General features: G+C 67.6%; 24 protein-coding genes. 11 read left to right on the top strand and 13 right to left on the bottom strand.

What is annotated here, in order from left to right:
• Positions 1-54: 54 nt before the first annotated feature.
• Positions 55-1,116, top strand: coding sequence for a YeeE/YedE family protein (locus tag GVY41_RS16295; RefSeq protein WP_161348200.1), 1,062 nt, complete (start codon positions 55-57; stop codon positions 1,114-1,116).
• A gap of 2 nt (positions 1,117-1,118) precedes the next feature.
• Here the strand turns inward: GVY41_RS16295 and GVY41_RS16290 are convergent, their stop codons facing one another.
• The 13 genes from GVY41_RS16290 to GVY41_RS16230 all read right to left on the bottom strand — a co-directional run bounded on the left by GVY41_RS16290 (position 1,119) and on the right by GVY41_RS16230 (position 13,091).
• On the bottom strand, positions 1,119-2,060 hold the full coding sequence (locus tag GVY41_RS16290; protein WP_161348201.1) for an MBL fold metallo-hydrolase: 942 nt from the start codon (positions 2,058-2,060) through the stop codon (positions 1,119-1,121).
• Entirely contained in the window at positions 2,060-2,977 is a 918-nt protein-coding gene (locus tag GVY41_RS16285) for an MBL fold metallo-hydrolase (protein ID WP_161348202.1), read from the bottom strand. Before GVY41_RS16285 ends, GVY41_RS16290 begins: the two co-directional genes overlap by 1 nt.
• A 50-nt stretch (positions 2,978-3,027) precedes the next feature.
• Positions 3,028-4,287 carry an NAD(P)/FAD-dependent oxidoreductase gene (locus GVY41_RS16280; protein WP_161348203.1) on the bottom strand — a complete coding sequence of 420 codons (1,260 nt, stop codon included), beginning with the start codon at positions 4,285-4,287 and terminating at the stop codon, positions 3,028-3,030.
• 63 nt (positions 4,288-4,350) lie between these two features.
• Positions 4,351-5,067, bottom strand: coding sequence for a c-type cytochrome (locus tag GVY41_RS16275; protein ID WP_161348204.1), 717 nt, complete (start codon positions 5,065-5,067; stop codon positions 4,351-4,353).
• 1 nt (position 5,068) lies between these two features.
• Entirely contained in the window at positions 5,069-6,190 is a 1,122-nt protein-coding gene (locus GVY41_RS16270) for a c-type cytochrome (RefSeq protein WP_161348205.1), read from the bottom strand.
• The gene (soxC, locus tag GVY41_RS16265) at positions 6,174-7,460 is read right to left on the bottom strand and encodes a sulfite dehydrogenase (RefSeq protein WP_161348206.1); all 1,287 of its coding nucleotides are present in this window, start codon (positions 7,458-7,460) and stop codon (positions 6,174-6,176) included. Before soxC ends, GVY41_RS16270 begins: the two co-directional genes overlap by 17 nt.
• 91 nt (positions 7,461-7,551) lie before the next feature.
• Positions 7,552-9,243, bottom strand: coding sequence for a thiosulfohydrolase SoxB (gene soxB / locus GVY41_RS16260; RefSeq protein ID WP_161348207.1), 1,692 nt, complete (start codon positions 9,241-9,243; stop codon positions 7,552-7,554).
• A 159-nt stretch (positions 9,244-9,402) separates the two neighbouring features.
• Positions 9,403-10,266 carry a sulfur oxidation c-type cytochrome SoxA gene (soxA, locus tag GVY41_RS16255; RefSeq protein ID WP_161348208.1) on the bottom strand — a complete coding sequence of 288 codons (864 nt, stop codon included), beginning with the start codon at positions 10,264-10,266 and terminating at the stop codon, positions 9,403-9,405.
• A gap of 102 nt (positions 10,267-10,368) precedes the next feature.
• The gene (soxZ, locus tag GVY41_RS16250; RefSeq protein ID WP_161348209.1) at positions 10,369-10,698 is read right to left on the bottom strand and encodes a thiosulfate oxidation carrier complex protein SoxZ; all 330 of its coding nucleotides are present in this window, start codon (positions 10,696-10,698) and stop codon (positions 10,369-10,371) included.
• A gap of 22 nt (positions 10,699-10,720) precedes the next feature.
• Positions 10,721-11,137, bottom strand: coding sequence for a thiosulfate oxidation carrier protein SoxY (gene soxY / locus GVY41_RS16245; RefSeq protein ID WP_161348210.1), 417 nt, complete (start codon positions 11,135-11,137; stop codon positions 10,721-10,723).
• A gap of 34 nt (positions 11,138-11,171) precedes the next feature.
• On the bottom strand, positions 11,172-11,657 hold the full coding sequence (soxX, locus tag GVY41_RS16240) for a sulfur oxidation c-type cytochrome SoxX (protein ID WP_161348211.1): 486 nt from the start codon (positions 11,655-11,657) through the stop codon (positions 11,172-11,174).
• Between the two features lie 111 nt (positions 11,658-11,768).
• The gene (locus GVY41_RS16235) at positions 11,769-12,329 is read right to left on the bottom strand and encodes a SoxW family protein (RefSeq protein WP_161348212.1); all 561 of its coding nucleotides are present in this window, start codon (positions 12,327-12,329) and stop codon (positions 11,769-11,771) included.
• 18 nt (positions 12,330-12,347) lie between these two features.
• Complete coding sequence (locus GVY41_RS16230; protein ID WP_161348213.1) at positions 12,348-13,091, bottom strand: cytochrome c biogenesis CcdA family protein; 744 nt, start codon at positions 13,089-13,091, stop codon at positions 12,348-12,350.
• Positions 13,092-13,202: 111 nt separating this feature from the next.
• On the opposite strand from GVY41_RS16230, the gene GVY41_RS16225 reads away from it, so the two are divergent.
• The 10 genes from GVY41_RS16225 (at position 13,203) to GVY41_RS16180 (ending at position 24,492) form a co-directional block, all read left to right on the top strand.
• Positions 13,203-13,604, top strand: coding sequence for a thioredoxin fold domain-containing protein (locus tag GVY41_RS16225; protein WP_161348214.1), 402 nt, complete (start codon positions 13,203-13,205; stop codon positions 13,602-13,604).
• Between the two features lie 77 nt (positions 13,605-13,681).
• Complete coding sequence (locus GVY41_RS16220) at positions 13,682-14,002, top strand: ArsR/SmtB family transcription factor (RefSeq protein ID WP_161348284.1); 321 nt, start codon at positions 13,682-13,684, stop codon at positions 14,000-14,002.
• A gap of 46 nt (positions 14,003-14,048) precedes the next feature.
• Positions 14,049-15,095 (top strand): YeeE/YedE family protein, encoded by a 1,047-nt coding sequence (locus GVY41_RS16215; RefSeq protein WP_161348215.1) that lies wholly within the window; start codon positions 14,049-14,051, stop codon positions 15,093-15,095.
• A 57-nt stretch (positions 15,096-15,152) separates the two neighbouring features.
• Positions 15,153-15,812: a sulfite oxidase-like oxidoreductase gene (locus GVY41_RS16210; RefSeq protein ID WP_161348216.1), complete on the top strand. Its 660-nt coding sequence runs from the start codon at positions 15,153-15,155 to the stop codon at positions 15,810-15,812.
• Between the two features lie 71 nt (positions 15,813-15,883).
• The gene (locus GVY41_RS16205) at positions 15,884-17,677 is read left to right on the top strand and encodes a sensor histidine kinase (protein WP_161348217.1); all 1,794 of its coding nucleotides are present in this window, start codon (positions 15,884-15,886) and stop codon (positions 17,675-17,677) included.
• Positions 17,674-19,002: a sigma-54-dependent transcriptional regulator gene (locus GVY41_RS16200; protein ID WP_161348218.1), complete on the top strand. Its 1,329-nt coding sequence runs from the start codon at positions 17,674-17,676 to the stop codon at positions 19,000-19,002. The genes GVY41_RS16205 and GVY41_RS16200 overlap by 4 nt, the downstream gene beginning before the upstream one ends.
• Before the next feature lie 210 nt (positions 19,003-19,212).
• The gene (locus GVY41_RS16195) at positions 19,213-20,172 is read left to right on the top strand and encodes a TAXI family TRAP transporter solute-binding subunit (protein WP_161348219.1); all 960 of its coding nucleotides are present in this window, start codon (positions 19,213-19,215) and stop codon (positions 20,170-20,172) included.
• Between the two features lie 119 nt (positions 20,173-20,291).
• A complete protein-coding gene (locus GVY41_RS16190) occupies positions 20,292-22,391 on the top strand; it encodes a TRAP transporter permease (protein ID WP_161348220.1) in 2,100 nt (699 codons plus the stop codon).
• Positions 22,388-22,765, top strand: coding sequence for a DUF1850 domain-containing protein (locus GVY41_RS16185; protein WP_161348221.1), 378 nt, complete (start codon positions 22,388-22,390; stop codon positions 22,763-22,765). The genes GVY41_RS16190 and GVY41_RS16185 overlap by 4 nt, the downstream gene beginning before the upstream one ends.
• Before the next feature lie 428 nt (positions 22,766-23,193).
• Positions 23,194-24,492, top strand: coding sequence for a PQQ-dependent sugar dehydrogenase (locus tag GVY41_RS16180; protein ID WP_161348222.1), 1,299 nt, complete (start codon positions 23,194-23,196; stop codon positions 24,490-24,492).
• Positions 24,493-24,501 lie beyond the last annotated feature (9 nt).

Raw genomic sequence — 24,501 nt, 5'->3', positions numbered from 1 at the left:
AGATCAAGGAAAATTGCACCTCCCTGCGGCATCTTTGCCCGCAGGGAGGCGCGCATGGACATCATACCCCTTATCGACCGGCTTGGCGAAGGCCCCACCGCGGCGCTGTTCGGGCTGCTGACCGGCGCCGTGTTCGGCATTGCCGCGCAGCGATCCTCCTTCTGCCTGCGCGCCGCTGCGGTGGAATTCGCCCGCGGCAGTCTTGGCCCCAAGGTCACCGTCTGGTTCCTCACCTTCTCGACCGCGATGGCCTGGGTGCAGGGCGCGCAGGTTCTCGGCCTGTTCCGGGCGACCGACGCGCGGATGATGGCGGTCGCCGGGTCCTGGTCCGGTGCCATCATCGGGGGCCTGATGTTCGGCGCCGGCATGGTGATGGCGCGCGGCTGTTCCGGGCGCCTGCTGGTGCTGGCCGCCACCGGCAACCTGCGCTCCGTCGTGTCCGGCCTGATCTTCGCCGTCGTCGCGCAGATGAGCCTGCATGGCTGGCTCGCCCCGGTCCGCGAATATCTGGCCGGGCTGGCCGTCACCCCGGGCGGGCGCAATGTCGATCTGCTGGCGGTCCTTGGCCTGCCGGGCGGCGCGGGCCTTGCGCTTGGCCTGCTGCTCTCGGCCTTCGCGCTGGTGCTGTCCTGGCGCAACAAGGTCGGTGTCCGGCAGATGGTCTTCGCCTCGGGCGTCGGCTTTGCGGTGGCGCTTGGCTGGGTGCTGACCTGGACCCTGGCGCAATCGAGCTTCGAGCCGATGGCGGTGACCTCGGCCACCTTCACCGGCCCGTCCGCCAACACGCTGATGTTCTTCCTGATCCCCGCGCCGGTGCTGGAATTCGATGTCGGCCTTGTGCCCGGCGTGTTCCTCGGCGCCTTCCTGTCCGCGGCGCTGAAGGGAGAGCTGCGGCTTCAGGGCTTTGACGACGCCGCCACCATGCGCCGGTCGATGGCCGGCGCGGTGCTGATGGGCTTTGGCGGGATGCTCGCCGGCGGCTGCACCATCGGCGCCGGCGTCACCGGCGGGTCGATCTTTGTCGGCACCGCCTGGCTGGCGCTGCTCTGCATGTGGATCGGCGGCATGGCGACCGACCGGCTGCTGGAGCCGCGGGGCGCAGCCGCGCCGGCCTGAGCCTACTCGAACTCCATTTCGGCAAAGACCACGCCGGCATTCTTCGTCGCCAGTTCCTCGAAGGTATCGAGATAGGCCCACTCAGACTGATCGACGTAATAGGCCCCCGCCAGGTCGCCCCCCGCCTCCAGATGCGCGCCGATCTTGGCGCGCAGGTCCACAAGGTAGTCACGCGTCTCATGCGTGACCTCGGCCAGGTCGGTCGGGTGCCCGTGGCCGGGGATCACCAGCGCCGGGTCCAGCGGCATGAAGGCCGTCTCCCAGGTCTCGATCCAGCAAAGCGTGCAGGTGCCCTCGAAGATCGGCGGCATCCTTTCGTGAAAGGCGATGTCGCCGGCGATCATCACGCCCTGATCGGGCAGCCAGACCTGCGTATCGCCGGGGCTGTGCGCGGGGCCAAGGTGCAGCACCTCGATGTGGGTATCGCCCATCACGATCTCGCGCCGGTCCTCGAAGGTCTCGGTCGGGGCCGTGGGCACCGTGCCTTCCGCATTCTCGCGCGCGTAGGATTGCAGCGAGGCGAGATCCTGCCCGTTGCCATCGGCAAACTCTTCGGCGGCATCGACATGGGCCAGCACCGGCACGCCCTGCGCGGTCCAGTAGCCGTTGCCCAGCATCGCATGGCCCTGCCCGTTCTCCACGATAACCAGCCGCACCGGCTGATCGGTCACGGCGCGGATTTCCTCATGCAGGGCCTTGGCCAGCAGGAACGATGCGCCGGAATTGACCACCACCACCCCGTCCCCGGTCACGATGAAGCTGAGGTTGTTGTTGTGCCCGGCGTTTTCATAGGTCGGCGGCGCGGTGGCGCCGATGGCCGAATACACGCCCGGCGCCACCTCCACCGGCTTGGCGTAGAGCACCGAGCCGGGATATTGGTCGGGAATGTCCTCCGACGCGAAGGCGGGGCCCGCCATCAGGGCGATCAGGGCAAGGCGGCGCATCATGCCTCCTCCACGAAACGGTAGCTGTCGCCTTGCCGTTCGGCATGGCCGATGCCGCCCCCCGGCAAGTGAAAGCCGATCAGCCGCATCTGCCCTGCCGCGATCTGGTCCAGCAACTGGCCACGCGTGGCGGCGGCCGTCTCGGCGTCCTGATCCGAGCCGGAGCGCCAGCCCGGCTGCTCGAAGGCGACGTGGTGGTTGCCAAGCGCGTCGCCCACCACCATCACCGAGTCACTTCCGCCGCGCAACTCGAACGCCATATGTCCCGGCGTATGGCCGGGGGTCAGCCGCGCGGCGATGCCGGGCAGGATCTCCTCGCCATCGCCGATCAGGGTGATGCTGTCCGCCAGCACCTCGAGTCGCCGCGCCGCGCCCACGGCGAAGCTCATGCGCTCGGCGCCGATGCTGTCCACGGTGGCGGGGTCGGTCCAGTAGTCGAACTCTGCCTGCCCCATCAGGTAGGTGGCATTCGGGAACAGCGGCTCGTCGAACTCGTCGAGCAGCCCCCACAGGTGATCGGGATGGCCGTGGGTAAAGGCGACATGCGTCACCTCTTCCGCCGTCAGGCCAAGCGCGTCCATCGCCTCGGCCAGCTTGCCGGCGGTGGGCATGAAATCGGGGCCGGCGCCCACGTCGAACAGCACGGTATGGGTACCATCCCGCAGCAGCGTCACGTTGCAGGGCGGCTCCAGCCGGTCGGTCGGCAGCGCATGGCGGGTCAGGATGTCCTGCATCTCGGCCTGCGGCATCCCGCCAAGGATGAAATCGCCGGGCAGCACCAGATGCCCGTCCGACAGCGTGTCGATCTGCATGGGGCCAAGCGCCAGCGTCGAGCTGGCCCAGTTGCGGCGGGGCAGCAGCGGCAACAGGCCGGCAGCGGTGGCCGAGGTCAGCAGGGTGCGGCGGGTGATGGTCATGTCTCTCTCCCTTGGGGAAGGGCCGGGGCGCAAGGCCCCGGCCCAAGCGTTCAGCCGAACATGTCGGCGGTGATGCCTTCGTACCAGCCAAGGCTTTCCTCGTAGGTCGCCTTGCGCAGGGCCGCATCCTCGCCGGTCTGGCTGATGAAACTCTCGACGCTGGCGATCTTTTCCGGCGTCGGCTCATAAGACGCGCCGACCTTCACCCCATCCTCGGGCGCGATCAGCGACCAGCAGGTGTTGGAGTATTTGGCCGGGAACTGCTTCGATCCGGTCAGCTCTGCCCGGATCGCCATCGCCGCGACCTTGGCCTGGCTGTTGGCGGAAAAGGCCGATTTCGGCATGTCGCCCTGCGCGCTGGCATCGCCAAGAACCCAGATGTTCGGATCGGCCTTCGCCTGCATCGTCGCCGGATCGACCGGCGCCCAGCCGGTGGCGTCGGTCACACCCGCCGCCGCCGCAATGGCGCCCGCCATCTGGCCGGGGATGACGTTGCAGACATCGACCTTCTGCGCCTCGCCGTCGATCAGCACTTCCATGCTCTCGGGGCGGACCTCGACGACATTGCCGCCCATGTCGGGGCCGATCCACTCGACCATGCCCGAATAGTGCTTCTGCCAGCCCTCCTCGAACAGGGCCTGCTTGGAATACTTGTCCTTGGGGTCCAGCACCAGGATCTTGGCGGTCGGATTCATCTGCGTCAGCATATGCGCGACCATCGACACCCGCTCATAGGGGCCGGGCGGGCAGCGATAGGGGTTCGGCGGGGCGACCATGCAGAACAGGCCCCCCTGCGGCATCGCCTCGATCTGCGCCTTCAGCAGCTGGGTCTGCGGGCCGGCCTTGTAGGCATGGGGCATGATCTCGGCGGCCTCGAGGCTCCAGCCCGGCACGCTGCCATCCACGAAATCGATGCCCGGCGAGATCACCAGCCGGTCATAGGGCAGCACCCCGCCCCCAGCGAGGGTGACGGTGCGGGCCGCGGGGTCCACCCCCGCCGCCATGTCCTGCACCACGGTCACGCCGCCGGCGGCGATGGCATCATAGCCATGGGCGAGGCTGTCAAACTCCCGGAAGCCGCCGAGGTAGAGGTTGGAAAAGAAGCAGGTGTAATAGGTGGCGTTTGGCTCGATCAGCGTCACCTCCAGCGCGCCGGCCGCGTCCTTGGCCAGGTAGCGGGCAACGGTTGCGCCCCCCGCGCCGCCGCCGATCACCACCACGCGCGGCTTGGTCTGGGCCAGAACCCGGGGGGCCGACAGGGCCACGGTGGCGGCCGCGGCAGTCCCGATAAAGATCCGTCTGTTAAGCATTGTAATTCCTCCCTTTTTATCGTTCCACGGCGCGTCTGTCGGCGCCGCTTCGGCCTTGCCCCGCTACTCCTCCAGCGTGGCGAAATACGCGGCCAGCGCCGCGATCTCTTCGTTCGAGAGGCGCCCGGCCATCATCTGCATCACCGGATGCGGCCTGAGCTTCTCCTTGTAAGCATGCATGGCGATGACGAAATCTTCCGCCGGCCACTGCGTGATCGACGGGATTCCCTGATCGGACCCGTCGCGCTGGTGGCAGGTGGAACATTCGCTGGACAGGTAGGCGCCATATTCGGCATCGCCCTCGATCGCCAGGATCTCGGGCGCGAGGTCGGGGAGGGTCTTGCGCGCGGTCGGCTCTGCCTCGGGGATGTCACGGGGGCGGTCGGAATAGTCGCGCAGGAAGGCCAGAAGGTCGGCCCGCTGGCCCGCGTCCTTCAGGCCCTTGTAGGCCATGCGGGTGCCCGAGACGAGCGCCTTGGGGTTTTCCACATAGGCATCAAGGGTTTCCAGCGTCCAGGTCAGCCCGTCGCTGCCCATGCGCGCCATGCTCTTGGAATAGCTGAACCCCTCTACCGCGCCGGCGCGGCGCCCGTAGAGGCCGTTCAGCTGCGGGCCGACACGGTTGACGGCATCCGGGCCGATCCGGTGGCAGGCAGAGCACTGGCGCTGGAACAGCGTGGCGCCGCGTTCGGCATCGCCGATTGGGTTCGCCGCCGCGGGGGAGAAGACCGCGGCGGCGAGGAGGGCGAGGAGCGCAAGGAGCCGTCCTGCGCCGCCCATGTCATTGACCGAAGGTCGAGAGGTAGGCGATCACCGCCTCAAGGTCGCTGTCCTTCTTCAGGCCGGCAAAGGACATCTTGTTCTTCGGCATGTATCCCTTGGGATCGGCGAGATAGCCCGACAGTTCGTCATGCGTCCAGACAAGGCCCCCGGCCCCGGCATCCAGCATCGGCTTGGAATACTTGAAGCCCTCGACCGTACCGGCGGGCCGGCCGACAATGCCGTTCAGTGCCGGGCCGACGGCGTTCTTGGCACCGTCACCGACCTTGTGGCAGGCGGCGCATTTCTTGAACACCTTCTCGCCGGCCGCGACCAGTTCGGGATCGGCCGCGGCGGTCTCGACGGGTGCCGCGACAGCCGGTTCCACAGCCTCAGGGGCAGCCTCGGCGGCAGCAGCTTCCGGGGCAGGCGCGTCGCCGGTGGCATCGGCCACCGCTTCGGCTACCTCGGCCACGGCGGCACCGTCGTCGGTGGTGTCGTTCGGCGTCACGTCCAGCACCGTCGCATGGGCGGTGATCTCGACCGTGGCCTTGCAATCGGTCATGCAGGGCTCGCGGATGAACACCGGAAGCTCGGTGCTGTCGCGGTCATCCAGGATGAAGCCACCGGCATTGGGCAACTCGACCTCGGCGAAGCTGGCCTTCGACAGCACGAAATCGTCATCGACCAGATCGTTGGAATAGAGGATGTAAGCCAGAATGGCATAGACCTCGTCATCGCTCAAGGATTGGGCATTGCCGTAGGGCATCGAGCGGTGGACATAGTCCCAGGTGGTCGAAAGGAAGGGCCAGAACGAGCCCACGGTCTTGACCGGGTCTTCGCGGTCGAGCGTGCCCAACCCGCCGGCAAGTTCGGGCCAGTTGTCCACCCCTTCGGCGAATTCGCCATGGCAGACCGCGCAGGATTCCGAGAACAGCTCCTCGCCGGTCAGCACATCGCCCGAGCCTTCGGGCAGGCCGAGCCCGTCGGGGCGCACGTCGTGGTCCCAGGCGGCCACCTCTTCGGGCAGGGCGGCACGGCCGATACCCAGCTTGTCGGCCAGCGCCGGGGTGGCCAGCAGCGATGAGGCCAGAAGGATCGAGGGCAGCGTGGTGCCGATCACCCGTTTACGAAACTTCGACATTCTCCGCCTCCCCGTTCGCCTTCACCCACCAGGTCTGGATGCAGTTGTTGTGATAGATCGAGTTCAGGCCGCGGAAGTCCCGCAGCTCTGTCTTGGTTGGCTGCACATAGCCGGTGGAATCGATGGCGCGCGATTGCACCAGCATTTCCGACCCGTCCCAGACATGGTCGAAGTAGAAGCGGCTGACCGCCATGTCCTGCCCCGGCGCGGCAAGGCGGGCGGGCATCCAGGTCTTGCCGCCATCGACGGTGACATCGACGCGGGTGATCGAGCCGCGCCCCGACCAGGCGAGGCCGGTGATGACCAGCGGGCCGGGGCCGTGCTTGATCGGCATCTGCGGGCTCGGGCTGGTGACGACCGACTTGGCGTCCATCACCCAGGTCCATTTGCGCGAGGTGCCGTCGGCCAGCGTGTCGGTGTATTTCGAGGTTTCCTCGCGCTGCTCCCAGGGCTGGTCGCCGACTTCGATGCGGCGCAGCCATTTCACCCACATGTTGCCCTCCCAGCCCGGCACGCAAAGCCGGACGGGATAGCCATGTTCCTTGCGCAGCGCCTCGCCATTGGCCTTGAAGGCGACGAGGCAATCGTCCATCGCCTTTTCCAGCGGGATCGAGCGGCCGTTCGATGAGGCATCGGCGCCCTCGGCCAGCACCCATTTGCCCTCAGTCTTGACCCCCGCCTCTTCCAGCAGCAGCCGCAGCGGCACGCCGGTATATTCCATGTTGTGGATCATGCCGTGGGTGAACTGCGCACCGTTCAGCTGGCTGCCGGCCCATTCCATCCCGGTATTGGCGGCGCATTCCAGGAAGTAGGTGCGGGTTTCCCGCGGGAACCGCTCCAGATCGGCATAGGTGAAGACCAGCGGGGTATCGACCAGCCCGTTGATCATCAGGCGGTAATCGTCCTTGGAAAGCTCGATGGCGCCGGAATGGTGCCGCTCGAAGCCGCAGCCCTGCGGGGTGATGGTGCCGTCGAGCGCGTGGATCGGGGTGAAGTTGATCGACGAGATGGTGTCGGCGGTCAGCCATTCCACGTTGCGGCGCACCACGTCGCCCTCAAACCGGATCGGCAGGCCATAGGGGCTGGCATCGACCCCGTCGCCGAGGCCCTGCGCCCAGGGCTGCACCTCGGTGATCAGCGGGTCTGGCCCCGCGGCGCGGGCCGCACCGGCGCCAAGCAGGGCCCCGCCGGCCGCGACACCGGCACCGAGGAATCCCCGGCGCGTGGTGGCGATCTGCGGCGCCTTCGTGATTTCGGGTTCGTCAGTCATGACAAACTCTCCTTGCTGTCTCCGGCCCCCTATGCGGGCCGGGTTGCGGAACACGCCAGCCGCCCTGAGGCAGCGGCGCAAGGCTGCTGCCTCAGGCGCCGGTGACGACGACCGAGGTATTGGGGGTCAGTTTCACGGTGCCGATCTTGCGCAGATGCGCTTCGACGACGTCCCAGACCTGCGGGCCTTCGGTGCCCTCGTTGACGCTGGCCCAGCCGGCGACGGTGTAGGATTTCGACGCCTCGATGGATTCGCCGGTATCCACCAGGGTCATGTTGGAAATCCGGCTTCCGATGGGTTTGGAGATGTCGATGTGGTAGCCGAGGCCGCCGACGCGGACCATGTCGCCGCCCTGCTGGTAGTAGGGATCGGTGTTGAAGATGTTGTCGGCGACGTCCTCGAGGATGGTCAGGATCGTCTCGCCGGTCATCTCGGTCCGGTAGCACGCACCATAGCTCATCGAGGTGGCGTTGTGGATATCCTCGCGGGTGATCGGGTCGCCCGGCAGCAGCGTGGTGCCCCAGCGGACGCCCGGCGACATGGCGATCTGGGTGTCGCGTTCGGACCGGATCGCATCGCAGATCAGGTCATCCCAGGTGCCGTTGAAGTTGCCGCGGCGGTAGAGCAGGCTTTCAGTCTGGCCGACCACCTCTTCCAGCTGATCCTTGAAGGGCGCGCGGCCGGTGTCGATCAGCGCGGCCATCTCGGGATCGGGCTGGATCACATCCGAGAAGATCGGGATCAGCTTGTGCCGGAAGCCCATCATGCGACCGTCGCGCACGTCGAGATCGACGCGGCTGACGAACTTGCCGTTGGAGCCCGAGGCGATGAGGATCGTCTCGCCCACCACCACCGGTTCGGGGATGGCGTCATGGGTGTGGCCGGTCAGGATCACGTCGATGCCCTTCACCCGGCCGGCCATCTTGCGATCGACGTCGAAGCCGTTATGCGACAGGCACACCACCAGATCGACGCCCATTGCGCGGACCTCGTCCACCATCTCCTGCATCCGTTCCTCGCGGATGCCGAAGGAGTAGTCGGGGAACATCCATCCGGGATTGGCGATGGGCATGTAGGGGAAGGCCTGGCCGATAACGGCGACCTGCAGGCCGGCCTTTTCGAAGATGTGGTAGGGCTCGAAGGCGGGTTCGTCCCATTCCACGTCGAAGATGTTGGCGCCGAGGAACGGGAAGGGCAGGCCTTCGACGATTTCCTTCACGCGGTCCTGGCCGAGTGTCCATTCCCAATGCGAGGTCATCGCCTCGGTGCCAAGCGCGTTCATCACATCGACCATGTCCTGGCCCTTGGTGGCCAGCGAGGTCATCGAGCCATGCCAGGTATCGCCGCCATCGAGCAGGATCGAGTCGGGGCGCGCAGCGCGGATTGCCTTCACCACCGTCGCCACCCGGTCCATGCCGCCCATGCGGCCATAGGTCCGGGCCAGCGCGGTGAAGTCGTCATGGGTCAGCGCATAGGCGTCGGGCGAGCCGGGGGGCAGACCGAACATCTGCAGGAAGTCTTTGCCGGTGACATGCGGCGGCTTGCCCGAGACCTCACCCACGCCGATGTTGATCTCGGGCTCGCGGAACCAGATCGGCTTCAGCTGGGCATGGATGTCGGTGATGTGGATCAGCGTCAGGTTGCCGAAATCGTCGAACTGGAGCAGCTGGTCCTGGGTCAGCGCCTGCTGCGCCGCCAGTTTCGACCAGTTGCCAAAGCCTGACGCGCCCCAGAGGGCCGAGGCGGCCATGCTGGCCTGAAGGAACTCGCGGCGGGAAATCATCTTGGTGTCGCTCCATCATCATAGGCAAGCCGGTGGCGGCCGCGCAAGCTGCGCGCCGGGCCGGTGGCCCAAGGGTCGTAAGGCTGGCGGGGGCGGCGCTGCGGCGCGCCGCCGGGTGTCAGGTGCGCCCGGCAGCGAAGTGCCGCCGGGCGCCGGGGATCACGGGCGGACCGAGACGCCCTCGATGGAAAGCCCCTCGCCGCGCGAGGCGACGTAAAGCTCCAGCGCGCGGAACTCTTCCGAGCCGGCGGCGAAGGTTTCGGCGCGGGTATCGCGCACGCAACCCACGAAGCGCTGGTGGATCGACACCACGCCGGCATCCTTCAACCTGTAGGTCGGGAAGCCGTTGATCTGGCCCTGGCTGAGGTGGTCGGCCCGGATCATGTAGCCGGCATTGGCCTCGTGGCAGTTGGCGCAGGCGAGTTCGAGCTGGCCGTAGCGGGTGTAGTAGATCTCTTTCCCCCGCTCCCACCAATCCGCCGCGGCGCCCTCGACCGAGACCTTCATCGGCTCGCCGCGCGATTGCAGCGAAATGGCCGAGGTCATGTTCTTCATGTCGTTGCTGTTCCACTTCCAGGCTTCGGCGCCCATCCGTTCGGTGCGGCAATCGTTCACGAAGTTCTCGAGCGACCACAGGTCGGTCGCGGCGCCATTCATCTTCGGCATCGAGGTGCGCACACCCTTCATGCTTTCGATGCCCTCATGGCAAGAGGCACAGCTCTTGCCCTCGGTTCCGTCAACCGTGTCCCACATGTCAAGGCCCTGATCGACAAACACCATCGCCGGGTTGTCGAAATCGTCCATCTGCATCGCGCGGGTTTCCGACTCGCGGTAGAGCCAGCCGGAATAGACCTCGGTCAGCACATCGGCCACGGCGGGCCCGGGTGCGACGCGCGTCACCAGTTCGATTTCCTCGTTCACGACCAGTTCCGCATCCGGGACCGGGTCGGCAAACGCTGCACCGGCGGCCAGTACGGCCAGCACGGAGGCGGCGGCAAGTTTGCTGCGGTAAGGCAGTCGCATCTTTCTCATCCTCCCTGGGTGGGACCGCCCGCGCCCCCGGCGCGGATGGTCTGTCCTTGGTCGCGCGCTCCCTCGCGCCGCAGGCCGTGGCCCGCTTGCCCGTCAGGCGATCTCGATCGGCTTCACGTCCTCGTAGACAGAGCCGTCATCGTCATACCAGGTGAACTTGAACTCGCCTGCCGCATCGACCTTGGCGTCGAATTCGAAGTAGGGGTTGGTCGAAACCGCCGGGTCGATGGCAATGTCGATCACGTTCACACCGTTGAAATCACAGGTGAAACGGTTGATGATCGACCGCGGGATCAGCGTGCCGTCGGCATTTTTGCGCTGGCCGGATTCCATCGGGTGGCTGATCAGGGTCTTGAGCGTCACCACCTCGCCGGCGGCGGCCGATTTCGGCACCTTGACGCGGGGTTTTACATCGTTTGCCATTGTTTCTCTCCAATAACCGGGATCAGCCGCCGCAGCCGCCGATGGTGACCTTCACGGTGGATTGCGCCTGCACGAAGCTGCCATCGGGCATCTTGGCGATGGCGATCACGTCCTGCGTCTGGGCAAGGCGAATCCGAGTCGAGGCCATCTGCGAGCCCGCGGCGGGGCCGAAGGTGAAGGTCGCCACTTCCGGCTCGGGGTTGCCGGCCGCCAGAACGATGATCGACACGGCGCCGGGGGCATCGACGGCCACCGGCACGGTGTTGCCGTTCTCGGCAATCTCGGGCGCGGTCAGGGTAATGCCGCCGGTGCCGGGTGCGGCTCCGCCGGTAAAGGCCGCGACCGCATCCTCGACAGCGGCGCGGGCCGGCAGCGGCAGCGCCGCGACGGCAAGGCCGCCAAGGCCGAGCGCGAGGGCGTTGCGTCTGGTAATGTTCATCATGTCCTCCTCGAACTGGTTGGGCCTGCGCCTGTCACTCTTTGAGCGTCAGGAGATAGGCCACGACATCCTCGACCTGCTGTGCGGTCAGGACGGGTGGAAGCTCGGCCTCGGGGGCCTTGCCGGTGTAACCGTCGCCAGGCCGGATGAAGCCGTCGGTCTTGTAGAAGGCCGGCATCATCGTTCCGTCGAAGGTCATCTTGGCATTGACGACCATGCCGCGCAGTTCGGCTTCGGTCCAACGGTCGGCCGCGCCGTCGAGCGCGGGGCCGATGTTCCCCTGAAACTGCACGTCGGGCATCGCAGCCAGTTCGTGGCAGGCAACGCAGTTGCCCAAGGCAGCCGTGGTCATGACCTTGGCTCCGGCGGCGGCATCTCCCGGCGCGCCGGTCAGCGAGGCCGCGACAGCGCCCCCGTCAAAGGCGATCGTGCCCGGAGCCGTCTCGGCGGCTACGGGCAGGGCTGCAAGCGTGGCTGCGAGCGCGGGGGCCATGGCCCAGTGCGCAACGTGGCGCTTCATGTGATCCTCCCTGAATTCTCCCGACTCGGACTGTAGGCGAGAGACGACATGTCGCGCAATCGTTATATTGCGATTATTGCATGTCTCGCAGGTGCAGCATTTTCCGATGCCTCAGTTCTGCTCGGCCAGATGGCGGGCGAGATACTTCTGGAAATGCTCGCCGCTGTCATAGCCGTGGTCCGCGACCCAAGTCAGCAGCGCCTCGGTCGTGCCTGTGCCGAAGGCGCCGGGCATCACCATCACGGCCGCCTTGGCGGCGGTCGTGTCCTCGGCCACCTCTTCGGGCAGGAAGATCAGCGTCGGCGTGAACACCACGCCCCAGCGCACCGCCATGTCCTTTTCGGGCAGCACTGTGCCATCGAAATCGGTCACCTCGACGTCACCGAACAGGTTCATCTGCACGACGAAATACTTCTCGCGGATCAGCGAGTCGATCTTCGGATCAGGGAACACCTTCTCATGCATCTCGGCGCAATAGATGCAGCCGCGCTGTTCGAAGGTGATCAGCAGGCGCTTGCCCTCGGCATTGGCCTCGGCAAGGTCTTCGCGCATGTCCTTGAAGGTATCGCGCAGCCAGTCCGGCTTGTGCAGCCCGTCATCGCCCATCGGGACGGCGGCGGCGGGAAGCGCGAGGGCCAGCAGGGTGGCGAGGGTCGTCAGCAGATGGCGCATGGTCTCTCCTTCCGGCGGTCACTTGAGGGTGCCGCTCCAGTCGAAATTGCGGATCATGAAATCAGCGATGTAGTTGACGGAATTGGTGGCGATCAGGATGGCGAAAACGATCAGCATCACCCCCATCGCCTTTTCGACGAAGCCCAGATAGCGGCGGTTGCGGCCGACCCAGCCAAGGAAGGGCCGCGCGAACAGCGCCGCGATCACGAAGGGCAGCGTCATCGACAGGCCGTAGACCAGAAGCAACAGGCCGCCGCGCACCAGATCGCCACTGCCCGAGGCGACGAACAGGATCGCCGCCAGCGCCGGGCCGACGCAGGGCGTCCAGCCAAAGCCGAAGGCGAGGCCCATGACATAGGCGCCCAGAAGGGTGGTGGGCTCGGATTTCGACTCGATCCGCGCCTCGCGGTAGAGGAACGGCACCCGGATCACACCGAGGAAATGCAGGCCGAACACCATCAGGACGGCGGCCGCAACATAGGACAGCGGCTGTTTCCACTGGATGAAGGCCTGGCCAAGCGCGGTTGCCCCCAGCCCCAGCAGCACGAAGATGGTGGTGACCCCGAGCGCGAAGGCGATGGCCGAGATCACCAGCCGCCGCTGCGCGCCGGGGCGCAGGCCGCCCGTTCCATCCCCGCGCAGTTCCTGCATCGAGATGCCGGCCATGTAGCACAGGTAGAACGGCACCATCGGCAAGATGCAGGGTGACAGGAACGACAGCAGGCCGGCCAGCGCCGCCCCGCCATAGGTGATGTCGAGCATTGGGTCCTCCCGGGACGTCTTTCCTCGGGCACCCCTCCCCGGGCGCCGAACGCTCTTGCACGTCGGCAAGAACACTTTACGATATTTCGATATATCAAGGTATCCGTCAACATGCTTCGCGTCCTGTCCCGTCCCTTCCGGCCCCTGCGCCCTGCCCTCGCCGCGGCGGCGCTTCTGGCATGGGCCGGCCCCGCGCTGGCGGACCTGCAGCTTTACATGTTCGACCGCCCCGGCTGCCCCTATTGCCTGCAATGGGAGCGCGAGGTCGGCCCCGCCTATCCCAACACCGCCGAGGGCCGGGCTGCACCTTTGGTTCACCTTGACATTCGGGACCCCTTGCCGCCCGATCTGACGGTGGCCTCGCAGCCGCAATTCACGCCGACCTTCGTTCTGGCGGAGGATGGCGTAGAGCTGTCGCGGATCACGGGATATCCCGGCGAGGCCTTCTTCTGGGGGCTGCTGGGGCAGATGATCGCCGAAGCAACGGCGGTGGAGGAAGGAGCGACCGAGTGACCACGGCATCTGTCTGGACCGGCGCCGGCCAGCGGGCGAGCGAGAGCGCCGCGGCGCCCGAAGACCTGCCGCTGGACATGTGCGACGGTCGGCCCGCGCCGATCGAGGGGCTGCGCGCCGAAGATGCCGCCGGGTTCCTGAAAGCGCTTGCGCATGAAGGCCGCCTGATGATCCTGTGCCATCTGTCGGGCGGGCCGCGCAGTGTGACGGAGCTGGAAAAGCTGCTCTCCACCCGGCAGGCAATGGTCAGCCAGCATCTGGCGCGGCTGCGGCATGAGGGGCTGGTCACCTATCGCCGGGAGGGGCAGGCGATCTACTATGCCATCGCCGATCCAAAGGTGCTGCGGACCGTGGCGCTGGTCGCCGACATGTTCCGCGATCCGCCAGCGGAGCCCTGACAGGCCCACTGCACGCTGCCGGGGCGCGGACGAGGGGGGAGACGACATGGACGAGCTGAATTACGGGGCGATTGCCGCCCTTGTGGGCCTCGTAGGCGGCATCGCGCTTGGCCTGGCCGCGCGGCTGGGGAATTTCTGCACGCTCGGCGCCATCGAAAGCGCGGTGTACGGCGAGGATCAGCGACGGCTGCGGCTGTGGGGCGTCGTGCTGGGAACGGCGATTCTCGGCACCCAGCTGGGGGCCGCGGCGGGCGCCATCGACCTGGCGGGAAGCTACTACCATCAGATCGCCTGGAATCCATGGGCCAGCATCATTGGCGGGTTGGTGTTTGGCTATGGCATGGCGCTGGCGGGCAATTGCGGCTTTGGCGCGCTGGTGCGGTTCGGCGGCGGCGATCTGCGGTCGATGGTGGTGGTGGTGGTCATGGCCATCGCCGGGTTTATCGCGCTGTCGGGGCCGCTGGCGCCGCTGCGGATCTGGCTGTTCCCGCAGGACATGTCCTCGGGTCCGCAGGGCATCGGCGCAAGCTTCACCGCGCTGACCGGCCTGCCCGCGACGCTGGCCGCCGCCGCGCTCGCCGCCGGGCTGATGGTCTGGGCGCTGGCGCATGACCCGCTGCGCCGCTCGCCGCGGATGCTGGCCTGGGGGGTGATCGCCGGGGTGGCCGTGGTCTGGACGCTGGCGGGCACCACCTGGGTCAACCAGCAGAGCTTTGGCGCGGTGCAGGTCGAGGGGCCGTCCTTCACCGCCCCCATCGGCCGCACGCTGATCTTCCTGATGACCTCCACCGCTGGCGGGATCACCTTTTCCGTCGGCTCCGTCGCCGGGGTGCTTCTGGGCTCGCTGGCCGGGTCCACCATTCGCGGCCTGTTCCGCTGGGAGGCCTGCGATGACCCGCGAGAGCTTGGCCGCCAGGTCAGCGGCGCGGCGCTGATGGGGGTGGGCGGCGTGGTCGCGGTGGGCTGTTCGGTCGGGCAGGGCGTCACCGCCTTTGCCACGCTGGCGTGGTCGGGGCCGGTGACGCTGGCCGCCATCGTCGCCGGCGCGCTGCTGGGGCTGCGGCAGCTGATGCTGGGGTTTCAGCCGGATTGACGCCTTGACGCCAGCCGCCGTCCTGCCACCTTGCACGGGCAGCGACGAGGATACCCCATGCAAGACGACCTGCCCGAAGACAGCAAGCTGACCCGCACCAAACGGGCCTGGGCCGGGGCGGGCAAGTTCCTGACCGGCCGGGCGGCGCGGCCCGAGGCGGAAAGGCTGCCGCCCGGCCAGCATCTGGTCACCGACTGGCCGGTGCTGGATCTGGGGGTGGAGCCGGAGGTGCCGCTGGCCACCTGGCAGCTGCGCGTCGGCGGCTTTGCGGCTAGCCCGCTGACGCTGACATGGGAGCAGTTCACCGCCCTGACCCAGCACACCCGTCGCAGCGATATTCACTGCGTCACCACCTGGTCGCGCTATGATAACGACTGGCAGGGCGTGCCGGTGCGGGCGCTGCTGGACCTTGTGCAGCCGCTGCCGATGGCGGCTTTCGTGCTGCTGACCTCGCATGACGGCTACACCACCAACCTGCCGCTGGAGGATTTCGCCAGTGAGGATGCGATGCTTGCCACCCACTGGCAGGGCCAGCCGCTGACCCGCGCGCATGGCGGGCCGATGCGGCTGGTGGTGCCCCACCTCTACTTCTGGAAAAGCGCCAAATGGCTGAAGGGGATCGAGTTGATCGGGGCCGACCGCGCGGGGTTCTGGGAGAGGAACGGCTATCACATGTATGGCGACCCCTGGCGCGAGCAGCGCTATTCCGACGACTGAGCGCAGGCTCTGTGGGCTTGCAACCCCTCCCCCTGGTTTGCGATGGTGGCGCACCCTGACCCGGAGCCGCGATGTCGCGCCCCCTGCCCTTTGCGAGCCTTCCCCGCCCGGCCCTGCTGATCGCGGGGCTGCTGGCGATGACGGCGCTGCTGTCGGCGGCGGCCTTCGCGCTGGCACAGTACACCGCCAGCGCCCGGCTGGAGGCAGAGCTGCGCGACCGGCTGACCGTGACCCGGCACAGCGTGGTGACCGAGATCGAGCGCTTCCGCTACCTGCCCGCCGTGGTGGGGCAGGATGCAAGGGTGCGCGCCCTGCTGGCCGATCCGGGGAATGCCGCGGCGGCGGATGCGGCCAATGCCTATCTGCAGACGGTGCGTGACCTGTCGGGGGTGGATGAGCTTTACGTGACCGACGCGCAGGGGCTGACGGTCGCCGCCAGCAACTGGAACCAGCCCGGCAGCTTTCTGGGCCATTCCTACGCCTTCCGCCCCTATTTTCAGGGCGCGATGCTGGAGGGTGCCGCGCGCTATTACGCTGTGGGCGTGACCACCGGCAAACCCGGCTATTTCCTGTCGGCGCGGCTTGGCCCCGCCATCGCGCCCACGGGCGTGGCCGTGGTCAAGGTCGACATGGCAACGCTGGAGGGCACATGGGTCCGCGCCAACGAACATGTGGCGCTGGCCGATCCCGACGGGGTGATCTTCCTCTCCGGGCTGCGCAACTGGAAATACCGGCCGCTGGAGCCGCTGGCCGCCCCGGCGCTGGAGCGGATGCTGGCCGAGCGGCGCTATGACGGGCTCGACATCGCGGCGGCCGAGCCGTTGACCGGCGCGATCACCTCGGACACGCGCGAGCCCTTGCGGATTGCCCGCGCCGCGCTGGAGCCCGATGGCTGGCAGATCGTCGTCGGCCTGCCCTCCGCGCCGGTGCTGCGCAGCGCGTGGCAGGTGGCGGGGCTTGCCGCGCTGGCGGGGCTCTTGGCCTCGGTCGGGGCGCTGATCCTGTGGCAGCGGCGGCAGCTGATCCGGCTGAAGCTGAACCAGAACGCGGTGCTGGAACGGCGGGTGGCAGAGCGCACGGTGGAACTGGCACATGAGATCGAAGAGCGGCGGCGGGCCGAGGATGAGCTGCGCCAGACCCATGAAAGCCTTGTCCATGCCGCCAAGCTGGCGGTGCTGGGGCGGATGTCGGCGGCCATCGTGCATGAGGTCAGCCAGCCACTGTCGGCGCTGGACAACACCCTTGCGGCGGCGGAACTGCACCTCAGCCGCGGGGATACGGAGCGGGCGGCGAACAGCCTCGGGTCGGCGCGGGGCCTGCTGCGGCGGATGCAGACGATGGTGCGGCACCTGAAGACCTTCGGGGCGAAACAGAAGCTGACTCCGCCCGAGCCGGTGGACATGGCCGCCGTGCTGGCAGCCTCGGCCGAGATCCTGGAGCCGCGGCTGCGCGAACTGGGGGTAGGGCTGGCGCTGCCCGCGCCGGCCAGCTTGCCCCCCGTCAGCGGCAACCCGGTGCGGCTGGAGCAGGTGGCGACCAACCTGCTGCTGAACGCTGCCGAGGCGAGCGCGGGGACGGGGCCGGTGACGATCACCGCCGCGCTGGACCGGCACGCCAATGGCCTGCGCCTGACCATTGCCGACCGCGGCCCCGGCATCCCCGAGGACATGCGCGAGAAGGTCATGGAGCCGTTCTTCACCACCCGCGTCACCGGCGAGGGGCTGGGGCTTGGCCTGTCGATCGTGCGCACCATCCTGGAGCAGACCGGCGGCACCCTGACCTTCGCCCCCCGCCCGGGCGGCGGCACCCTCACGCTGGTCGATCTGCCGCTGCATCCCGCCGCCGCCAGCAAGGCCGCCCGATGACCCGCGGCACCATCGCCTTCATCGACGATGAGCCGCGGCTCTGCGAGGCGGCGGCCGACTGGCTCGGCGCCTCGGGCTTCCGCGTCACCACCTATCCCGATCCGGCCCGCGCGCTGGCCGAGATCGACCCCGCCCGCTGCGATTGCGTGGTGACGGATCTGCGGATGCCGGGGGTGACCGGGCAGCAGGTGCTGGCGCAGCTGCGGGCCGCGGATGCCGACCTGCCGGTAATCTTGCTCTCGGGGCATGGCGACGTGCCGGTGGCGGTGGAGGCGATGCGCGAGGGCGCCTATGACTTCATCGAAAAGCCCTACGGCGCCGAGCATCTGGTGGCCGTGCTCGACCGTGCGGTGGAGCTGCGGCGGATGCGGCGCGAGCTGCGCAGCACCCGCTGGTCAGATATCGCCTCGGCCCGGCTGGAGGCGCGGCTGGCCGGCACCGCCCCCGCCATTGCCGCCCTGCGCGATGCGGTGCGGCAGCTGGCCGACATCAACGTCGATCTGCTGCTGCGCGGCGAGACCGGCACCGGCAAGGAAGAACTGGCCCGCGCCTTCCATGATTTCGGGCGGCGGGCGCGGCGGCCCTTCGTGGCGATCAACTGCGCCGGTATCCCCGAGCCGGTGTTCGAGGCGGAGCTGTTCGGACATGAGCGCGGCTTTCTGGCCGGCACGGCCGCGGCGCGCATCGGCAAGCTGGAACATGCCAATGGCGGCACGGTGTTTCTGGGCGAGGTGGAGTGCCTGCCGCTGGCGCTGCAGTCCAAGCTGCTGCGGGTGATGCAGGACCGGAGCTTGGAGCGCATCGGGTCCAACGCCGCGCGCCCCGTGGATCTGCGGATCATCGCCGGCACACGGCTGGACCTGCGGGCCGAGGTTGGCGCGGGGCGGTTCCGGGCCGACCTGTTCTACCGGCTGGCGACGGTGGAGCTGGCGCTGCCGCCCCTGCGCGCCCGGCGCGAGGATATCCCGCTGCTGTTCACCCGCTTTGCCGAGGATGCGGCGGAGCGCTTTGGCCGGGCGGTGCCGGACCTGCTGGAGAGCGATTTGCGGCTGCTGCAGGGGCAGGACTGGCCGGGGAATGTCGGCGAGCTGAAGGCGGCGGCGGAACGGCATGTGCTGGGCCTGCGGCGTGGCGTCTCGCCGGGCGATGCAGAGGCGGCGGGCGGCACGCTGCCCGAGCGGATGGCGCGGTTCGAGGCCGAAACCATCGCCGAGGCGCTGCGGCAGGCGGGCGGATCCTCGGCTGCGGCGGCCGATCTTCTGGGGGTGCCGCGCCGGACGCTGAACGAGAAAATCGCGCGCCACGGGCTGCGGGGCGACGAATAGCTGGCGAAAATTCGCCTGCAGTTCGCGCATCCTGGCAACATCTCGCCAGACCACGTCCGCCGATTGCCACCTTCTTCCGCGTAACGCCCATGTGATAAACGAAAATTTTACATTCCCGAAATGCGCGGCCTTCCGCCGGAAGTGCTTTGCCCACGCGCCGCCCCGGTGCAGGCTTTTGCGATCATCGACCATGCTACGGGAGGAAACTGCATGTTCAACTTCACCGGGAAATTCGTGCCTGCTGCCGTCCTCGGGGCGACGCTCGGCTTTGCGCCGCAAGCCTCGCTGGCGCAGGAGTTCATCAACGTCCTGACGGGGGGCACCTCGGGCGTCTATTATCCGCTCGGCGTCGGCCTGTCGGAGATCTATGCGGAGAACATCGAGGGCGCGCGCACCCAGGTGCAGGCCACCAAGGCCTCGGTCGAGAACCTGAACCTTCTGGCGCAGGGCAAGGGCGAGCTGGCCTTCGCGCTTGGCGATTCCGTGAAATTTGCCTGGGAGGGCAATGCCGAAGCCGGCTTCCCGAGCGCGCTGACCAACCTGCGTGCCATCGCGGCAATCTATCCGAACTACATCCAGATCGTCGCCGAAGCCTCGGCCGGCGCCACCACGCTGGAAGACCTGCGCGGCAAGACCCTGTCGGTCGGCGCGCCCGCGTCGGGCACCGAGCTGAACGCGCGGGCGATCTTCGCCGCGGCGGGGATGACCTATGACGACCTCGGCAAGGTCGAATATCTGCCCTATGCGGAATCGGCCGAGCTGATCAAGAACCGCCAGCTGCAGGCGACGCTGCAATCCTCGGGCCTTGGCGTTGCCTTCATCAAGGATCTGTCGGCCACCCATGAGATCACCCTTGTCGGCATCCCGGCGGAAGTGGTGGAATCGATCGGCGCGCCCTATGTGCCCGCCGTCATCCCGGCCAATACCTATACCGGGCAGGAAGCCGATGTGCCGACCGCTGCCGTGGGCAACATCCTTGTGACGCATGAGGACGTGTCCGAGGAAACCGCCTACCAGATGACCAAGCTGATGTTCGACAACCTCGAGCGGCTGAAGGCCTCGCACTCCGCCGCGGCCAACATCAGCCCGGAAACCGCGCTGGAAGGCCTGTCGATCCCGCTGCATCCGGGCGCCGAGCGCTATTACCGCGAAATCGGCCTGATCCAGTAACCGGCAAAGCTGTCCGGGCGGCGCCCTGCCGCCCGGACCCGCCAGCCCCCCCATTTTGCCGCCCCGTTCAGCGCCCCCGGCGCAGGGCGCGCTGTTCCATTTTCCCCGGAGTTTCCCCTATGTCCGCCACGCTCCACGCCACCCAGGATCCGCGCGAGGCCGAAGAGGCCGTCGAGGGCCTTCCCCCCGGTTTCGGCACCGGCATCATGGGATCGGTCGCCTTCTGGCTCGCCGTCGTCTTCTCGCTGTTCCAGCTGTGGGTCGCCGCCTATGGCACCCTGCCCAGCCAGATCGTGCGGGCGATGCATGTGGGCTTCCTGCTGCTGCTGGGGCTGGGGCTGGTCGGCAACCTGATCGCGAAGAACCGCATCGGGCAGGTCTATTTCTGGACGCTTGGCGTGCTTGGTTTCGCCACCGGGATCTACCAATGGGTGTTCTACGAGGATATCATCCAGCGCACCGGCTTTCTGACCACGGCCGATTTCGTGGCGGGCACCGCGCTGATCGTGCTGGTGTTCATCGGGGCGCGGCGGTTGATGGGCTGGCCGCTGGCGATCATCGCCGGGATCTTCCTGGCCTATTGCTTCCTTGGCCAGCATCTGCCCTCGCCCTTCATCCATCGCGGCTATGACTTCGCGCAGATCATCGAGCATTTCTCGTTCGGGACCGAGGGCATCTACGGCACGCCGGTTTATGTCAGCAGCGCCTATATCTTCATTTTCGTGGTGTTCGCGGCCTTCCTCGAACGCGCCGGGATGCTCAACCTGTTCAACGATTTCGCGCTTGGGCTTGTCGGCGGCGTGCGCGGAGGGCCGGCGCAGGTGGCGATCCTGTCCTCGGCGCTGATGGGCACCATTTCGGGGTCGGGGGTCGCCAACGTGGTCGCCTCGGGCCAGTTCACCATCCCGCTGATGAAGCGCTTCGGCTTCCGGTCGTCCTTTGCCGGCGGGGTCGAGGCGACGGCCTCGATGGGCGGGCAGATCATGCCGCCGGTGATGGGCGCGGTCGCGTTCATCATGGCCGAAACGCTGAACGTGCCCTATGCCGCCGTGGTCAAGGCAGCGATCCTGCCGGCAATCCTGTATTTCGGCGTGGTGTTCTGGATGGTCTATCTGGAGGCCGGGCGCGCCGGGCTGAAGGGGCTGCCCAAGGCCGAACTGCCGAACCCCTGGCAGGCGGTGCGCGAGCAATGGCCGCTGATCCTGCCGCTGGCGGCGCTGGTCTACCTGCTGTTCGCCGGCTACACGCCGATCTTTGCCGGGACGATGGGCCTGGCGCTGGTCACGGTGCTGATCCTTGGCACGCCGCTGGCGGCGATGATCGGGCCGATTGCCTTCCGCGTGGTGTTCTGGATCGCGCTTGGCCTTGCCTCGGCGGCGTTCCTTGAGCTGGGGGTGAACTTCCTCGCGCTGGTGATCGGCGCGCTGGTGCTGGCCTGCGCCGTCTTCCAAGGCACCCGCCCCACGCTTGGCATCGTCCGCGATGCGCTGGCCCAGGGCGCGCGCAACGCGCTGCCGGTCGGCATCGCCTGCGCCATCGTCGGCATCGTCATCGGCACGCTGACGCTGACCGGCATCGCCTCGACCTTCATCGGCGCGATCATTGCCATCGGCGAGAACAACCTGTTCCTGTCGCTGGTGCTGACCATGCTGACCTGCCTGGTGCTGGGGATGGGCATCCCGACGATCCCCAACTACATCATCACCTCGTCGCTGGCTGGCCCGGCGCTGCTGGAACTGGGCGTGCCACTGCTGGTCAGCCACATGTTCGTCTTCTACTTCGGCATCATGGCCGACCTGACGCCGCCGGTGGCGCTGGCCTGTTTCGCGGCAGCGCCGATTGCCAAGTCGTCGGGGCTGAAAATCTCGCTGCAGGCGATCCGGTTGGCGGCAGCGGGCTTCGTGATCCCGTTCATGGCGGTCTATACCCCGGCGCTGATGCTGCAGGACGCCGGCCCCATCGCCGAGGCCTATGGCTACCCGGTCGAGGTGATCTTCATCTTCGCCAAGGCCTGCCTTGGCATCGGGCTCTGGGGGGTCGCCGTCGTCGGCTACTTCCTGCGCCCGGCGCAGTGGTGGGAGCGGCTGCTGGCCTTCGCCGCGGGGGTGTCGCTGATCGTGGCGCTGCCGCTGACCGATGAGATCGGCTTTGCCCTGGCCGCGCTCTTCGTGCTGCAGCACTGGCTGCGGGCGCGGCGCGCCACCCCGACCGTGGCATGAGCCTGTGCATCGCTGCCGGCGGCAAGGTCATCGCCCTTGTCGCCAGCAGCTTCACCCTCAGTTGGTCCCACTCCACCGCCCATACCGAATGGTGGGAGCGATGGGAGGTGACGGCGGAGGGCCTGCGCCCGGTCGAAGCGCGCATCTTGGGCGCTGGCGCGGGGATGGAACCGCCCCCGGATGCGGTGTTGAAGGCCGATGGCTGGCACTACCGGCCTGATCTGCCGCCGCAGCGTGAGGTGTTCCTTGCCGCATCCGGCGCGACGGGGGGCGGCTGGCGGCTGTGCGTGGATGAGGATTGCCGGACCCTCGGCACAACAGAGGGCGAGCCCCTGCGGCTGTGGCAGGCGGACGCATGCGGGGCGGATGGCTGAGCCTGTTGCCGCGCGCCTGCGCAGCACCAGCCGGCCGCACTGACAACTTTGAGAAGATCCCGATGCGCTCGCTCAACCCCGGCGCGAATATTGACGCGGGGGCTGCCACATTCGGGCCGACAATACCGCGCAGCTCGCATTATTGTTCCTTTTTCGCCATCCGTTCATATACGATATACCGAATGGGACGCGTAAAGAGTGCTGCCCGCGGTACCGTTTGCCGCGGGCGTTTTCTTGGGTCCCGGCATCCGCGCCCTGGCGCGCCAGATGCCCCGGATGCCCCGGATGCCCCAGATAACTTCATCTTGAACCGCTTTCACGTAACCCAGGGCGTAGCCACGGGTTATGTGTGCAAGGGGGCGATGGTGCCGCCTTGCCTTGGCGGCAATCGCGGCCGTTCGGGGCGCATATCCCGGAGGGAGTTCCAGATGACCCGATTGCCACAGCTGCTGACCAGCGCCCTGCTTACCACCAGCCTTGTTGCGCTTCCCGCCTTTGCGCAGACCGCCGACGACACCACCCCCGCCGATCAGGTCGAGGGCACGCCGCCCGCCGAGGGCGACGAGGGCACGCCCTCGGGCCTGCCGGTGGAAACCGCCGAACCGAATGCGCCCGATCAGGAACCCGCCTTCATCGGCCAGACCCGCGCCCCGCAACCGGCCGAAATGCCCGGCGTTGCCCAAGAGGTCGTGGCAGAGGGGCTGCCCCAGCTCTGGGCGCTGGAGTTCCTGCCCGAAGGACGGATGCTGGTCACCGCCAAGGAAGGTGCGCTGCATATCGTCAGCGCCGAGGGCGAGGCCGGCCCCGCCATCGAGGGTGTGCCAGAGGTGGAGGCGAGCGGTCAGGGCGGCCTGCTGGACGTGGCGCTGGCCCCCGACTTCGAGGAAAGCAGCCGCATCTACTTCTCCTACGCCGAGCCCCGCGAGGGCGGCAATGGCACCTCGGTCGCATCGGCGACGCTGGTGCCCGATGAGGAAGGCGGCGGAGCGCTTGAAGATGTCACGGTGATCTTCCAGCAGCTGCCGACCTACGACAACACCAAGCATTTCGGCTCGCGTCTGGTGTTCAGCCCCGAGGGACACCTCTATGTCACTGTCGGTGAGCGGTCGGATCAGGAGCCCCGCGTGCAGGCGCAGGAGCTGGCCAGCGGCCTTGGCAAGATCTTCCGCATCACCCCCGAGGGCGAGGTCGTGGACGGCAACCCGTTCATCGGCACCGAGGGCGCGCTGCCCGAGATCTGGAGCCTTGGCCACCGCAACCTGCAATCGGCCGCGCTCGATGGCGAGGGGCGGCTGTGGACGGTGGAGCATGGTCCCCGCGGCGGGGATGAGCTGAACATGCCCGAGGCCGGGCTGAACTACGGCTGGCCCGAGGTGACCTATGGCATCGAATACAGCGGCGCCGCCGTTGGCGATGGCATCACCGCGATGGAGGGCACGCAGCAGCCGGTCTATTACTGGGACCCGGTGATCGCGCCCTCGGGCATGGCCTATTACGAGGGTGACGAATTCCCCGAGTGGGAAGGTGCGTTCCTTGTCGGCGGGCTGGTCTCGCAAGGCGTGGTGGTCGTGCATCTCGACGGCGATGCGGTCGCCTATGAGGAGCGGGTGCCGCTGGAAGCCCGCGTCCGGGATGTGAAGGTGGGCCCCGATGGCGCCGTCTATGCGGTGACCGAGGACCGCAATGCCGGCAGCTCGCAGATCATCCGCCTGACGCGCCAGGACTGATCCGCTGGC

The sequence above is a fragment of the Frigidibacter albus genome (genome assembly GCF_009908165.1).
GTDB lineage: Bacteria > Pseudomonadota > Alphaproteobacteria > Rhodobacterales > Rhodobacteraceae > Frigidibacter > Frigidibacter albus.
The sequence above is the reverse complement of the archived record's forward strand: the minus strand, read 5'-3'. Positions and strand labels throughout refer to the sequence as shown.

Coding starts and splice junctions, on each gene's coding strand:
- GVY41_RS16220 (WP_161348284.1), top strand. CDS start 13,682: ATGTGCGACGGTCGGCCCGCGCCGATCGAGGGGCTGCGCGCCGAAGAT.
- soxB (WP_161348207.1), bottom strand. CDS start 9,243: ATGATTTCCCGCCGCGAGTTCCTTCAGGCCAGCATGGCCGCCTCGGCC.
- GVY41_RS16210 (WP_161348216.1), top strand. CDS start 15,153: ATGCAAGACGACCTGCCCGAAGACAGCAAGCTGACCCGCACCAAACGG.
- GVY41_RS16235 (WP_161348212.1), bottom strand. CDS start 12,329: ATGCGCCATCTGCTGACGACCCTCGCCACCCTGCTGGCCCTCGCGCTT.
- GVY41_RS16185 (WP_161348221.1), top strand. CDS start 22,388: ATGAGCCTGTGCATCGCTGCCGGCGGCAAGGTCATCGCCCTTGTCGCC.
- GVY41_RS16190 (WP_161348220.1), top strand. CDS start 20,292: ATGTCCGCCACGCTCCACGCCACCCAGGATCCGCGCGAGGCCGAAGAG.
- GVY41_RS16180 (WP_161348222.1), top strand. CDS start 23,194: ATGACCCGATTGCCACAGCTGCTGACCAGCGCCCTGCTTACCACCAGC.
- soxX (WP_161348211.1), bottom strand. CDS start 11,657: ATGAAGCGCCACGTTGCGCACTGGGCCATGGCCCCCGCGCTCGCAGCC.
- soxY (WP_161348210.1), bottom strand. CDS start 11,137: ATGAACATTACCAGACGCAACGCCCTCGCGCTCGGCCTTGGCGGCCTT.
- soxZ (WP_161348209.1), bottom strand. CDS start 10,698: ATGGCAAACGATGTAAAACCCCGCGTCAAGGTGCCGAAATCGGCCGCC.
- GVY41_RS16290 (WP_161348201.1), bottom strand. CDS start 2,060: ATGCGCCGCCTTGCCCTGATCGCCCTGATGGCGGGCCCCGCCTTCGCG.
- soxC (WP_161348206.1), bottom strand. CDS start 7,460: ATGACTGACGAACCCGAAATCACGAAGGCGCCGCAGATCGCCACCACG.
- GVY41_RS16285 (WP_161348202.1), bottom strand. CDS start 2,977: ATGACCATCACCCGCCGCACCCTGCTGACCTCGGCCACCGCTGCCGGC.
- soxA (WP_161348208.1), bottom strand. CDS start 10,266: ATGCGACTGCCTTACCGCAGCAAACTTGCCGCCGCCTCCGTGCTGGCC.
- GVY41_RS16270 (WP_161348205.1), bottom strand. CDS start 6,190: ATGTCGAAGTTTCGTAAACGGGTGATCGGCACCACGCTGCCCTCGATC.
- GVY41_RS16275 (WP_161348204.1), bottom strand. CDS start 5,067: ATGGGCGGCGCAGGACGGCTCCTTGCGCTCCTCGCCCTCCTCGCCGCC.
- GVY41_RS16205 (WP_161348217.1), top strand. CDS start 15,884: ATGTCGCGCCCCCTGCCCTTTGCGAGCCTTCCCCGCCCGGCCCTGCTG.
- GVY41_RS16200 (WP_161348218.1), top strand. CDS start 17,674: ATGACCCGCGGCACCATCGCCTTCATCGACGATGAGCCGCGGCTCTGC.
- GVY41_RS16195 (WP_161348219.1), top strand. CDS start 19,213: ATGTTCAACTTCACCGGGAAATTCGTGCCTGCTGCCGTCCTCGGGGCG.
- GVY41_RS16280 (WP_161348203.1), bottom strand. CDS start 4,287: ATGCTTAACAGACGGATCTTTATCGGGACTGCCGCGGCCGCCACCGTG.
- GVY41_RS16215 (WP_161348215.1), top strand. CDS start 14,049: ATGGACGAGCTGAATTACGGGGCGATTGCCGCCCTTGTGGGCCTCGTA.
- GVY41_RS16230 (WP_161348213.1), bottom strand. CDS start 13,091: ATGCTCGACATCACCTATGGCGGGGCGGCGCTGGCCGGCCTGCTGTCG.
- GVY41_RS16225 (WP_161348214.1), top strand. CDS start 13,203: ATGCTTCGCGTCCTGTCCCGTCCCTTCCGGCCCCTGCGCCCTGCCCTC.
- GVY41_RS16295 (WP_161348200.1), top strand. CDS start 55: ATGGACATCATACCCCTTATCGACCGGCTTGGCGAAGGCCCCACCGCG.